This window comes from Serratia odorifera, from assembly GCF_041448735.1.
GTDB lineage: Bacteria > Pseudomonadota > Gammaproteobacteria > Enterobacterales > Enterobacteriaceae > Serratia_F > Serratia_F odorifera.
Window position 1 is genome coordinate 189,620 of record NZ_JBGMUT010000007.1, and the last position, 12,529, is coordinate 202,148.

At 58.3% G+C, this 12,529-nt stretch carries 14 protein-coding genes; 7 read left to right on the forward strand and 7 right to left on the reverse strand.

What is annotated here, in order from left to right:
* Window positions 1-112 precede the first annotated feature (112 nt).
* Window positions 113-1,183: an AI-2E family transporter gene (locus ACCC84_RS17535; protein WP_039991850.1), complete on the forward strand. Its 1,071-nt coding sequence runs from the start codon at window positions 113-115 to the stop codon at window positions 1,181-1,183.
* A 61-nt stretch (window positions 1,184-1,244) separates the two neighbouring features.
* Here the strand turns inward: ACCC84_RS17535 and bcp are convergent, their stop codons facing one another.
* Together bcp and ACCC84_RS17545 are read right to left on the reverse strand one after the other, a co-directional pair.
* Window positions 1,245-1,712, reverse strand: a complete 468-nt coding sequence (bcp, locus tag ACCC84_RS17540) for a thioredoxin-dependent thiol peroxidase (RefSeq protein WP_004959970.1) — start codon at window positions 1,710-1,712, stop codon at window positions 1,245-1,247.
* Between the two features lie 2 nt (window positions 1,713-1,714).
* Window positions 1,715-2,278 carry a glycine cleavage system transcriptional repressor gene (locus ACCC84_RS17545; protein WP_004959973.1) on the reverse strand — a complete coding sequence of 188 codons (564 nt, stop codon included), beginning with the start codon at window positions 2,276-2,278 and terminating at the stop codon, window positions 1,715-1,717.
* A 142-nt stretch (window positions 2,279-2,420) separates the two neighbouring features.
* Here ACCC84_RS17545 and dapA point away from each other — a divergent pair, with 142 nt between their 5' ends.
* The 6 genes from dapA to ypfH all read left to right on the forward strand — a co-directional run bounded on the left by dapA (window position 2,421) and on the right by ypfH (window position 9,275).
* Window positions 2,421-3,302 (forward strand): 4-hydroxy-tetrahydrodipicolinate synthase, encoded by an 882-nt coding sequence (dapA, locus tag ACCC84_RS17550; protein ID WP_004959976.1) that lies wholly within the window; start codon window positions 2,421-2,423, stop codon window positions 3,300-3,302.
* Between the two features lie 16 nt (window positions 3,303-3,318).
* The gene (bamC, locus tag ACCC84_RS17555; protein WP_004959979.1) at window positions 3,319-4,371 is read left to right on the forward strand and encodes an outer membrane protein assembly factor BamC; all 1,053 of its coding nucleotides are present in this window, start codon (window positions 3,319-3,321) and stop codon (window positions 4,369-4,371) included.
* 190 nt (window positions 4,372-4,561) lie between these two features.
* Window positions 4,562-5,275, forward strand: a complete 714-nt coding sequence (gene purC / locus ACCC84_RS17560; protein WP_004959981.1) for a phosphoribosylaminoimidazolesuccinocarboxamide synthase — start codon at window positions 4,562-4,564, stop codon at window positions 5,273-5,275.
* Window positions 5,276-5,427: 152 nt separating this feature from the next.
* Window positions 5,428-6,288, forward strand: coding sequence for a KPN_02809 family neutral zinc metallopeptidase (gene ypfJ / locus ACCC84_RS17565; protein ID WP_004959984.1), 861 nt, complete (start codon window positions 5,428-5,430; stop codon window positions 6,286-6,288).
* Window positions 6,289-6,449: 161 nt separating this feature from the next.
* Window positions 6,450-8,477, forward strand: a complete 2,028-nt coding sequence (locus ACCC84_RS17570; protein ID WP_198773683.1) for a tRNA(Met) cytidine acetyltransferase TmcA — start codon at window positions 6,450-6,452, stop codon at window positions 8,475-8,477.
* 108 nt (window positions 8,478-8,585) lie between these two features.
* A complete protein-coding gene (ypfH, locus tag ACCC84_RS17575; RefSeq protein ID WP_198773643.1) occupies window positions 8,586-9,275 on the forward strand; it encodes an esterase in 690 nt (229 codons plus the stop codon).
* 28 nt (window positions 9,276-9,303) lie between these two features.
* Here the strand turns inward: ypfH and ACCC84_RS17580 are convergent, their stop codons facing one another.
* The 5 genes from ACCC84_RS17580 to ACCC84_RS17600 all read right to left on the reverse strand — a co-directional run bounded on the left by ACCC84_RS17580 (window position 9,304) and on the right by ACCC84_RS17600 (window position 12,525).
* Entirely contained in the window at window positions 9,304-9,492 is a 189-nt protein-coding gene (locus ACCC84_RS17580; protein ID WP_004959994.1) for a YpfN family protein, read from the reverse strand.
* Window positions 9,493-9,494: 2 nt separating this feature from the next.
* The gene (locus ACCC84_RS17585) at window positions 9,495-10,169 is read right to left on the reverse strand and encodes a M15 family metallopeptidase (protein WP_198773644.1); all 675 of its coding nucleotides are present in this window, start codon (window positions 10,167-10,169) and stop codon (window positions 9,495-9,497) included.
* The gene (gene dapE / locus ACCC84_RS17590; RefSeq protein WP_371902129.1) at window positions 10,166-11,293 is read right to left on the reverse strand and encodes a succinyl-diaminopimelate desuccinylase; all 1,128 of its coding nucleotides are present in this window, start codon (window positions 11,291-11,293) and stop codon (window positions 10,166-10,168) included. Before dapE ends, ACCC84_RS17585 begins: the two co-directional genes overlap by 4 nt.
* On the reverse strand, window positions 11,290-11,655 hold the full coding sequence (locus ACCC84_RS17595) for an ArsC family reductase (protein ID WP_004960002.1): 366 nt from the start codon (window positions 11,653-11,655) through the stop codon (window positions 11,290-11,292). The genes dapE and ACCC84_RS17595 overlap by 4 nt, the downstream gene beginning before the upstream one ends.
* A gap of 264 nt (window positions 11,656-11,919) precedes the next feature.
* Window positions 11,920-12,525: a GNAT family N-acetyltransferase gene (locus ACCC84_RS17600; protein WP_004960008.1), complete on the reverse strand. Its 606-nt coding sequence runs from the start codon at window positions 12,523-12,525 to the stop codon at window positions 11,920-11,922.
* Between the last annotated feature and the right edge of the window lie 4 nt (window positions 12,526-12,529).

Below are 12,529 nucleotides of genomic sequence, written 5' to 3' on the forward strand. Positions count from 1 at the left end.
CAGGGATTTTCGGGCTAAAATTGTGTTAAAACAAATAACAATGTTATCCCGCTGGGCCGCCAGGGAAAGGTGGACAACGATCCTCATTCATGGAATCAAGGAGCACTCTCTGATGTTGGAGATGTTATTACAGTGGTACCGTCGTCGTTTTACCGACCCGCAGGCCATCGCGCTGTTGGTGATTCTGCTGGCCGGGTTCTGCATTCTCTACTTTTTTCACGGCATCCTGACGCCACTGCTGGTGGCGATCGTACTGGCCTACCTGCTGGAATGGCCGACCGCGCGTCTGCAGCGCATAGGGTGCTCACGCACCTGGGCTGCCAGCATGGTACTGGTGGTGTTTGGCGGTATCGCCATGCTGCTGGTGTTGGTGGTGGCGCCGACCGCCTGGCAGCAGGGCATCAACCTGATGACCGATCTGCCGGGGATGGTTAACCAGTTCTACAACTATGCCGCCACCTTGCCGAAGCGTTATCCGGCGCTGGTGGATGCCGGCATTATCGACATGATGGCAGAAAACCTCCGCGCGCGGCTTTCCGGACTGGGCGAGTCGGTGGTGAAGTTTTCGCTGGCGTCGCTGGTGGGGCTTTTGACGCTGGCCATCTACCTGATCCTGGTGCCGCTGATGGCGTTCTTCCTGCTCAAGGACAAGGAACAGATGCTGAACGCGGTGCGCCGGGTGCTGCCACGTAACCGTGGGCTGGCCGGTCAGGTGTGGATCGAGATGAATCAGCAGATCACCAATTATATCCGTGGCAAAGTGCTGGAAATGGTGATTGTCGGCGTTGCCACCTATCTGGTGTTTATCATTCTGGATATGCGCTATTCGCTGCTGTTGGCGGTGTTGGTCGGGTTCTCGGTACTTATCCCCTATATCGGTGCGGTGCTGGTAACCATTCCGGTGGTGGTGGTAGCGATGTTCCAATGGGGCGTCGGTGCGGATTTCTGGACGCTGATCGTCGCCTATCTGGTGGTGCAGGGGCTGGACGGCAATCTGCTGGTGCCGATTCTGTTCTCGGAAGCCGTTAACCTGCACCCGCTGGTGATTATCCTGTCGGTGATCGTTTTTGGCGGACTGTGGGGGTTCTGGGGCGTGTTCTTTGCCATTCCGCTGGCAACGCTGGTGAAGGCGGTGGTGCACGCCTGGCCGGACGATATGCTGGTTGATATGGAAAAAGAGTGAGTTGAAGCAATAAAAAAACCACCTCAAGCGAGGTGGTTGCGGATATTCGACCGGCGACGACTCAGTGTGCTTGCAGGTAGCTCAGCACGATGTCGTGGTGATTGGTGGTTTTGAAATCATCAAACACCTTTTCAACCTGGCCGTTGGCGTCAATCAGGAAACTGATGCGATGGATGCCGTCATAGGTCTTGCCCATGAAGGTTTTCTCGCCCCAGACGCCGAACTGCTGTGCTACCTGATGATCCTCATCGGACAGCAACGTGAAGTTAAGCAACTCTTTCTCGACAAAACGGGACAGTTTTTCCGGTTTGTCGGTGCTGATGCCAAGCACTTCGACACCGGCCTTTTTCAATTCGTCCATATTGTCCCGCAGGCCGCAGGCTTGCACGGTGCAGCCCGGCGTCATTGCCTTGGGATAAAAATAAACCAACACTCGCTGTCCCTGGAAGTCGGCCAAACTAATTTCCTCGCCGTCCTGGTCGAGCAAACTAAATTTCGGCGCTGTATCACCGGCTTTCAATGGGCTCATCACTACTCTCCATCTTTCTCGTCATGCTGTGGATAGTTCACAACGCTAATACTGCCTTGCGCATTCAATTCTGTACATAGGCGATGAAAGGCTTGCTCAATATTTGATGCCGCCTGGTTGCCGGAGCTGTGTGCGGTGATCTGAATATAAAGCTGTGGCGACAGGTCGTCATCGACCGGCTGGGTGCGTGACACCAATTCGGCGATGTTCATCTGGCTGGTGTCGAACAGATCGGTAAAACGCTCGATGATATGCGGGGAGTCCTTGACTTCGACCTGCACCCACACGGTGGCCGGCATTGGCGGCCGTTCGTGTGAATTTGTGCGTTTCATCACAATCAGCAGATCGAGCTCGGCGCCTTTTTGCGGCAGCGTGGATTCGATCAGCGTGATGGCGTTCCAACTGCCGGACAGCAGCATGATAAAGGTGAACTCTTCGCCCAACATGGCCAGACGGCTATCTTCAATATTGCACCCGCAGCTGCTGACGTGGCGAGTGATGGTGTTGACGATACCGGGGCGGTCTGCGCCGAGCGCGGTAATCACCAGATAGTGTTCATCTGACATGGAGGTTCCTGCATACTAAAAGGGTATATCAAGGTAAACATAAAAAAAACCGCCTGCCAAGCGCTTACAACACCGTTGTTTGCTTGCTTTTGGATAGGCAGCAAAAGTACCATGAGTGACTTGTTTGTGGAGGGGACGGCCAATGTTTACGGGAAGTATAGTTGCACTGGTTACGCCGATGGACGCCAAAGGCGCAGTCGATCGTGCGAGCCTAAAAAAACTGATTGATTATCATGTTGCCAGCGGAACCTCGGCAATCGTATCCGTAGGCACCACTGGCGAATCCGCAACGCTTGCCCATGATGAGCATGTGGAGGTGGTATTGCAGACGCTGGAACTGGCCGATGGCCGTATTCCGGTGATTGCCGGCACCGGCGCCAACGCCACCGCCGAAGCGATTTCATTGACCGAACGTTTTAACCATAGCGGCGTCGCGGGTTGCCTGACGGTCACGCCTTACTACAATAAACCGACCCAGGAAGGGCTGTATCAGCACTTCAAGGCTATCGCCGACAGCACCGACCTGCCGCAGATTCTGTACAACGTGCCTTCGCGCACCGGCTGTGACATGCTGCCGCCGGTGATTGCGCGCCTGGCCAAAATCAAAAATATTGTCGCCGTTAAAGAAGCAACGGGGAACTTAAGTCGTGTTAGCCAGATCCAAGTGCTGGTTGATGATGAAGACTTCATCCTGCTGAGCGGCGACGACGCCAGCGGTCTGGACTTTATGCAACTGGGTGGCAAAGGGGTCATTTCCGTTACCGCCAACGTGGCGGCGCGCGAAATGGCGCAGCTTTGCCAACTGGCGGCGCAGGGCAATTTCGCCGAAGCACGCCGACTAAATCAGCGCTTGATGCCGTTGCATCAGGATTTGTTTGTAGAAGCAAACCCAATTCCGGTGAAATGGGCCTGCAAGGCATTGGGATTGATGGCAACCGATACGCTGCGTCTGCCAATGACGCCGCTGACCGACGCCGCCCGCCCGGTGGTGGAGCGCGCGTTGAAAAGCGCCGGTTTGCTGTAACTCTAAGGGAAATTTGATGGCTTATTCATTGCAAAAGTCGACGGTAGCAAAAGTCGTTGGGATCTCGCTGGTAATGATGCTGGCGGCTTGTTCCAGCGATCAGCGTTACAAACGCCAGGTGAGCGGCGACGAGGCTTATCTTGACGCAGCGCCGCTGAAGTCGCTGAACGCGCCGGCCGGCATGATTTTGCCGATTCAGAATGGTAACTACGACGTTCCTCCGGTTGCCGCCAAAGGCGCCTACGGCAAGCAGTTGGACATTCGTCCGCCGGTGCAGCCACTGGCGTTGCTGAGCGGTTCACGCGCGCAATACGCCGGCGACAGCGGCACGCTGCTGCTGGAAAACAGCCCGCAGAACCAGAACCTGTGGTCGCGGGTGGTCAGCATGCTGCAGGCCAAGAACATTCCAATCGCTTCACGCCAGGACGCCGGTCAGAGCCTGACCACCGACTGGGTGAAGTGGAACCGTCTGGATGAAGACAACCAGTATGAAGGTCGCTATCAGATCAGCGTACAGCAGCAGGGCTATCAGCAGGCGCTGATCGTCAAATCGGTCGGCCTGCAGCAGCAGGGCAAAACCGAACCGGTGACCGACGCCTCGGAAATCCAGCGCTACAACGGCATGATGATGAATACCATCACCGAAGGCCTGGACAAGCAGGACAACCTGGCGAGCAACCAGAACGCCAACCGTTTTGGCGCGCTTGACGTGCAGAGCGGTGCAGACGATACCGGCCTGCCGGTGCTGATCGTGCGTGCGCCTTACACCGTGGTGTGGGATCGCTTGCCGCCGGCGATGGAAAAACTGGGGATGAACGTGGGTGACCGCAGCCGTCCGCAGGGCACCGTCGCAGTGACCTATAAACCGCTGAGCAGCGGTGATTGGGATGCCCTGGGCGTGAAGGATCCGGAGCTGTCCGCCGGGGACTACAAATTGCAGGTCGGTGATTTGAACAACCGTACCAGCCTGCAATTCATCGACTCGAAAGGCAAGCCGCTGACCCAGTCGCAGAACGACGCTCTGGTCGCGGCCTTCCAGGCAGCGTTCAGTCAGACCAGCGCAAAATAACGCAAAAGGGGCTTCGGCCCCTTTTTGTTTTACGAATACGGTATCGTTTGCGTGGCAGGTTTGGCACAATATATCCATGCGTGTGGTTAAAGAATCAGTGGTATCAATTTTATCCTCAAGAGATTTCAAGCAACGGCCAACGGCGCCATGGTTTGAAAGATGAAGGGGATTCTTTTATTGGAGTCAGAAGATGCAAAAAATAGCTGAGCTGTATCGCGGAAAGGCGAAAACCGTCTACACCACCGAAAACCCCGATCTGCTGGTGTTGGAGTTCCGCAACGATACGTCAGCACTGGATGGTCAGCGCATTGAACAGTTCGATCGCAAGGGGATGGTGAACAACAAATTCAACCACTTCATCATGAGCAAGCTGGAAGAGGCCGGCATCCCGACGCAAATGGAACGCCTGCTGTCTGACAACGAAGTGCTGGTCAAGAAGCTGGACATGGTGCCGGTCGAATGCGTGATCCGCAACCGCGCTGCCGGTTCGCTGGTGAAGCGCCTGGGCATTGAAGAAGGCCTGGAGCTGAATCCGCCGCTGTTCGATCTGTTCTTGAAGAACGACGCGATGCACGATCCGATGGTAAACGAATCCTATTGCGAAACCTTCGGCTGGGTTGGCAAAGAGCACCTGGCGCGTATGCGCGAGCTGAGCTATCAGGCCAACGCAGTGCTGAGTAAGCTGTTTGACGACGCAGGGCTGATCCTGGTGGACTTTAAACTGGAGTTCGGTCTGTTCAACGGTGAAGTGGTGCTGGGCGATGAGTTCTCGCCGGACGGCAGCCGCCTGTGGGACAAGAATACCCTCGATAAAATGGACAAAGACCGTTTCCGCCAGAGCCTGGGCGGGCTGATTGAAGCCTACGAAGAAGTGGCGCGCCGCATCGGCGTGAAACTGGACTAAACCCCGCGCATTTCCGGGGCGGCCTGGCTGCTCGCCCCGTCATTTTTTCATTTCCAGCAAATTTCTGCCTTTCCTCCGCCAACAAGCATTTATAATGGCAATCAGTGGGCGAGTTTCCTACGATTATTAAAAACCTACACTGGAGTTTATTTATGCGTTGGCAAGGGCGTCGAGAAAGTGACAATGTTGAGGATCGTCGCGGGCAGTCTTCAGGTTTGGGTGGCGGTGGTTTCCGGCCGCCGATTCGCGGCAAGGGCGGTATTGTGCTGCTGGTGGTGGTGCTGGTCGCAGGCTATTACGGCATCGACCTGTCGCCGCTGCTGACCGGTGGCGACGTCTCTACCACCCAGCAGCAGAGCGCCAGCATCAGCCCCAAGGATGACGAACTGGCGAAGTTTACCTCGGTGGTGCTGGCTTCCACCGAAGACAATTGGAATGAAGTCTTCCAGCGGATGGGGAAAACCTATCAAGCGCCGAAGCTGGTGATGTATCGCGGTGTGACGCGTACCAGCTGCGGCACCGGCCAGTCGGCGATGGGACCGTTCTACTGCCCGGGCGACAAAACGGTGTATATCGATCTGTCGTTCTATCAGGACATGAAAGACAAGCTGGGTGCCGGCGGTGACTTTGCACAGGCTTACGTGGTGGCGCACGAAGTGGGGCATCACGTACAGAACCTGTTGGGCATCGAACCGAAAGTACGTCAGATGCAGCAGGGTGCCAGCCAGGTGGAAGTTAACCGTCTGTCGGTGAAAATGGAGCTGCAGGCAGACTGTTTTGCCGGCGTATGGGGTAAATATGCCGAGAAGCAGCAAATGTTGGAAGAAGGCGACCTGAAAGAGGCGCTGAACGCCGCGCAGGCGATCGGCGACGATCGGTTGCAACAGCAAGGCCAGGGCCGCGTGGTGCCGGACAGCTTTACCCACGGCACCTCCGAACAGCGCTACACCTGGTTCAAACAGGGTTTTGACAGCGGCGATCCAAACACCTGCAATACCTTCGCCTCGCGTTAAAACTGCCGGCATGCCGGTGGCGGTACGGGCAATGATCCCCGTCGTCTGACGAACCCGTCGGCGGGGGCGTAACTGCCGTCACCGTGATGCAATATCCCTTTGCCGGATGCGCTGACGGCGACGCGTTCGCCGAGCTTGCTGAATGCGGGGCTGGAAAAATGATGTTACAGACAACGCAACGGTTGATGCAGCAACAGGGTATCCGTCGACTGCTGGTAGTGAGCGGCGACGCGCCGTGGTGCCGACAGCAGGCGCAACAGCTGGTGGCCAGCCTGCCAGGAGATTGGCCGTGGGTGGGTGATGACGCGCCGCACGGCATGGCGGCACTCTCTGGCGGTGCGGTACGCGCTCTGCTCGGGCAAGAGCGGCTGCATGCGGTGTTTGATGCCGCCAATGGACTGGACGTCGAGGCGCTGGCGCAGCTCGCCGGCGTATTGCAGGCTGGCAGCTGGTTAATTTTGCTGACGCCGCCATCGAGCCTGTGGCCGCAGCGGACGGATGCCGACAGCCTGCGCTGGAGCGATTGCCCACAACCTATTGCCACGCCGAACTTTATTCATCATCTGCAACAGCAACTGGCGGCCGACGCCGAAGTCAGCCACTGGCGACAGGGGCACTCACCGCAGTTTGCCGCGCTACCGCCGCGAGCGGTCTGGCAGGCGCCGGACGGCGCACCAACCGCCGAACAGCAGACGCTGCTGGCGCAATTACTCGCCGCCGAGGCCGGCATCTGGGTGCTGACTGCGCCACGCGGCCGCGGCAAATCCACGCTGGCCGGTATGCTGGTCGCGCATTCACCGCTCAATTGCTGGATCACCGGCCCCAGCCGAGCCGCCACCGAGGTCGCCAGCCACTGGGCGCAGGGGCAGGCGCAGTTCTGGGCGCCGGATGCCCTGTTGGCGCACTGTCGCGAACAGGGGGCGCCGCACGTCGATTGGTTGCTGGTAGATGAAGCGGCGGCGATCCCCGGCCCGCTGTTGCAACAGTTGGTCAGTTATTTCCCACGTGTGTTGTTAACCACTACCGTTCAGGGCTACGAGGGCACCGGGCGTGGCTTTTTGCTGAAGTTCTGCGCGTCTCTGCCGCAATGGCAAGCGCTGACGCTCAGCCAGCCGATGCGTTGGGCGGCAGGCGATCCGCTGGAGCGACTGATTGATAACGCCTTGCTGTTTCACGAACTGCCGGCCTGGTCAGCGCCGGAGCATACGCCGGTTTTACGCATGTTGGATCAGCCGCAGCTGTGTGCCGATGCGCGATTGCTACGCCGTTTTTACGCGCTGCTCAGCAGTGCGCATTATCGAACCTCGCCGCTCGATCTGCGTCGATTGATGGACGCGCCAGGGATGCATTTCAGCGCGGCATTGTTGGCAGACGAGGTGGTGGGGGCGCTGTGGCTAGTGGACGAAGGCGGTTCGAGCAGTGCGCTGGCACACGATGTGTGGGCCGGACGACGACGGCCGCGCGGTAATCTGGTGGCGCAATCACTGGCGGCGCACAGCGGCCAGTGGTGGGCGCCGACGCTGCGCGCCCGCCGCATCAGCCGCATTGCGGTACTGCCCGAACTGCGGCGGCAGGGCATCGCGCGCCAGCTGATTGAACAGCAGCGCCAGCAGGCGCAGGGACTGGATTATCTCTCCGTCAGTTTTGGCTATACCGAGCCACTGTGGCGTTTCTGGCGCGCCTGCGGCTTCGAGCTGGTACGCATCGGCAGCCAGCGCGAGGCCAGCAGCGGCTGCTACAGCGCGATGGCGCTACTGCCACTCAGCGAGCAGGGCGAAGCGCTGTGCCATGCGGCTCACAAGCATTTAACTCGTGACTGGCGCTGGCTGCGGCAGCGCATCGATCTGGCTCTGGACATACCCGGTGACGACGGCGACCCGTTGCTTGACGAAGCCGACTGGCGCGAACTGGCGGGTTTTGCCTTCGCCCACCGTCCGTTAGAGGCCAGCCTGGGCGCCTTGCAGCGTTTATTGCTGGCCAGTTGTCTGCCATTGCCGGCGCTGCGTATGCATCTGCAACGGCAACTGACGGTGGCACAATGCGTGGCACAGGCCGGCGTCAGCGGTCAGAAGGCGTTGCTGCGCCAATGGCGGCAGGAAGCCGGGCAAGGGCTTGAGCATCTGCAGCCGCAGCATTGCCGCCAATGGCGCGATTGGGCGCAGACCTCTCCCGCCGAGTCATTGCAATAAATGGAAAGAGTTGTTCAATAAAACCCGATTTTCCCGTTCTCTGTACGGCGTATAGTAATGACAGGTGCCGGGTCAGCCCGGCGTATTCGCGCAACCAGGGAGTCTGTAATGAAACACGCACATTTCGTTGTCCAAAGCCCTGCAACGCCGGCTGAGCAATTATTTTTGCTGTTTCATGGCGTGGGCGATAATCCGGTCGCGATGGGCGAGATCGGCAGCTATTTTGCCAAATCGTTTCCCAACGCGCTGGTAGTGAGCATCGGTGGACCACTGCCGTTTGGCAACGGTTCCGGTCGCCAGTGGTTTTCCGTGCAGGACATCACGGAAGAAAACCGCGTCGCACGCATTGCGCAGGTGATGCCGAATTTTGTTCAAACGGTGCGCTATTGGCAGCAACAGAGCGGCATCGGTCATGCGGGCACCGCGCTGGTCGGGTTTTCGCAGGGGGCTATCATGGCGCTGGAGGCGTTGAAAGTCGAGGCGCAGCTGGCAGGACGCGTGGTGGCGTTCAGCGGGCGTTTTGCGCGTCTGCCTGAAGGGGATTTTGGCGACAGCGTGGTGCATTTGATTCACGGCCAGGATGACGCGACCATCGCCGTCGGGCATGCACAGGCCGCGGCTGAACGTATGCAGGCTAACGGCGTGGATTTCACGCTGGACGTAGAGCCGGGCGTCGGCCACGGTATCAATCAGGGTATGATGGACAACGCGTTGGAGCGTTTGCACTTCTACGTGCCGCAGCGCTATTGGGATGAAGCGCTGTTGGGTCGGCGCGGCGATCTGATTGCCTTTAAATAAACCTCAGGGCGCATAATGCGCCCTGAGACTATTTCTTTTTCTTTGGCCAGTCGTCTTCGTCATCCCACTGCGCATTATTATCGCGGTGCGGCGGCAATTCCGGCTTGTCGGCCAGGTATTTCTTTACGTCAACGCGACGCAATTCCTTAATCCCGCTGACAATCATGCCAACCAGAATCAGCAAGATAATCCACCAGTAATCCGCTAACCATTCCATACTTACACCTTTCCTTCAGGGGAGATAAAACGCGAAAAAATCGCCGGTAAATGGCGTTCAAGCCATTCAGCACCGGCAACCTCCCTATCTTGCCAGGCCGCCAACAGCAGCGCCGGCGTCAGCAGATGTTCGGCTTCCTGTGCCAGCGGTCGATAGCTTAAATGCCAGGGTTCCACCGCAACGCCGTCACCGTCTTCGGTGAACGGGCGATAAAAACCGAACTCGGCCATATGCGCGCTCAGCCATTGATTAAGCCGATGAAAATAGCCGCCTTGTTCATATTCCCACGGTTCCAGCTGGAGTTTTTTTCCCGGCGGCAACAGCGTCGGATCGTATACGTCCAGATCGCTGCCCCAGTGGTGGCGGCTGGCACCCGGCAATGCCGACCAGCGTAAAATCGCTTCACAGCGCTCGGCGGGCGACAGGGGAGCGACGCTGATCGGTTGGCTATTCCTATCTAATACTGGGCGCTCGCCGCAATATTTGCCATTCCAGATCGCCAGTTGCCGATCGAAGTCACGAAAGGTGCTGGCCGGCTGCAAGTCAAAACCGGCCCGTTGCGCGGCCTGCTGCATGGCCACAAACGCCGTGACCGCCTGCGGTTGCAGACGGTGATTGCCGACCAGCGGCGCCAGGTGCGCGGTTGAACGGCCGGTAAGCATCTCGGCGGTGATCATGCGACCAGTTGCTCCATAATGCGTTGATACATCCGGCTCAGCAGTTGCAGATCGGCAGCGTTGACGCATTCATTGACTTTATGAATAGTGGCGTTGACTGGCCCCAGTTCTACCACCTGTGCGCCCATCTGGGCGATAAAGCGCCCGTCGGACGTGCCACCGGTGGTCAGCAACTGCGGCGTGAGCTCCGCGTAGTGTTCAACCGCGTTGACGACCGCATCTACCAACGCACCGCGTGGCGTCAAGAATGGTTGGCCAGACAGCCGCCAGTCGATGCTGTAGTTCAACTGATGCCGTTCCAGCAACTCTTCCACTCGCTGTTTGATCAGCGTATCGGTCAGTTCGGTGCTGAAGCGGAAGTTAAACTGCACGAACAGTTCGCCGGGAATCACGTTGTTGCTGCCGGTACCGGCCTGCACGTTGGCAATCTGCATGCTGGTCGGCGGGAAGAATTCGTTGCCGCGATCCCACTCGGTCGCCACCAGTTCGTTCAGTGCCGGCATGGCGCGGTGCACCGGGTTGTCGGCCAGATGCGGGTAGGCGACGTGGCCCTGAATGCCATGGATATGCAAATTGGCGGTGATCGAACCGCGACGGCCGTTCTTCACCACATCGCCGACGCGATCGGTGCTGGAAGGCTCGCCCACCAGGCAATAATCCAGGCGTTCGTTGCGCGCCATCAGCGCTTCCACCACTTTGACGGTACCGTGCGTGGCGCTGGCTTCCTCATCGGAGGTAATCAGAAACGCCAACCGGCCCTGGTGATTAGGGTGAGCGGCGACAAAGCGTTCCGCTGCCACTACCATTGCCGCCAGCGAACCTTTCATGTCTGCCGCGCCGCGGCCATACAGCATGCCGTCGCGGATGGTCGGTTCAAATGGCGGGTTGTCCCAGCGTTTTTCATCGCCGCTTGGCACCACATCGGTATGGCCGGCGAACGCCAGCGTTTGGCCTTCGCCGCGCCAGGCCCAGAAGTTTTGCGTGTCTTCAATGTCCATCGGTTCGATGGTGAAGCCGATGGCCTTGAGGCGTTCAATCATGATGGCCTGGCAACCTTCGTCGTGCGGGCTCAGAGAAGGGCGCTTGATCAGCTGTTGCGCCAGTTCGATTACGGGGCAAATCATGCGCTTACCTCGGAAATGAATTGCTGATAGCCGTCGGCGCTAAAGCCGAGCAGGGCGTGGCCACGACCGTCGTCGAGCAGCGGACGCTTGATGATCGCCGGTTGGGCCAGCATCAGCGCAATCGCCGCGTCGGCGTTGTCGCAGGCGTTGCGTTCGGCCTCGTCCAGCTTGCGCCAGGTGGTGCCGCGAGTATTCAGCAGCGGCTGCCAGCCCAGTTGTTCGACAAAACCGCGCAGTTGCCCTTCGTTCAGCCCGTCTGCCCGGTAGTCATGAAATTGATAGGCCACGCCCTGTTCTTCCAGCCAGCGACGCGCTTTTTTGATGGTGTCACAATTTTTGATGCCGTACATGGTCAACGTCATGGAGTTAAAACCTTTTCTGCCACGAAACACCGAGGGTTAACCGGTGGTAAACCGCCTGCGGCGGCGTAATGAGAGCCAGCGTTCAGCATGCCGAAAAACGGCGATGAGTTCCACCGTACAATGGTCCTAAAGCGCGGGATGGGCGAAAAAAACGCGCATCCCGCCCAATGGATCACCGGGTCAGGCGTTCGCCACACAAGCTCGCTGTTTCAGCAGCCGCCGGATGGGCCGCCGGGGAAGGCGTGATCGTTCATCGCACGGCAATCATTGACCCCATTGACGCAGTTTATATGCCAGGTTCCTTTTGACCATTAACCACTCATGATCGACGATTGAGAACACCACCGTATCACGGTAGCTGCCATCCGCGTTGCGTTGATGATTGCGCAGCACGCCGTCTTGCTTGGCACCGAGACGGGCAATGGCCGCCCGTGAAACATGATTGTGCCAGTGGGTACGGAACTCGACGGCAATCACTGCCAGTTGTTCGAATGCATGACGCAGCAGCAGCCATTTGCATTCGGTATTGACGACGGTTTTCTGGTAGCGCCTGGCATACCAGGTGTAGCCGATTTCGACGCGGCGATTTTGCGTATCGGCGTGGCAAAGGCGCGTCGTACCGATGATCTGCTGGCTGTCGTTATGTACCACGACAAACGGAAGTCCCTGCCCTATGGCTTGCTCATTCAGCGCCGTCGCGACGTATTCTGCTACCGTGTCTTCATTGGGAACCGAGGTAAACCAAAGCTCCCACAGCTTGCCGTCGGCGGCGGCGGTCAACAGGTCTGCGGTGTGTTCATTACGCAGCGGCAGCAGGCTGACGGTGTTACCCACCAGGGTGGTTTCATTGAGCCACGGCGTGTGCGGCATGGGT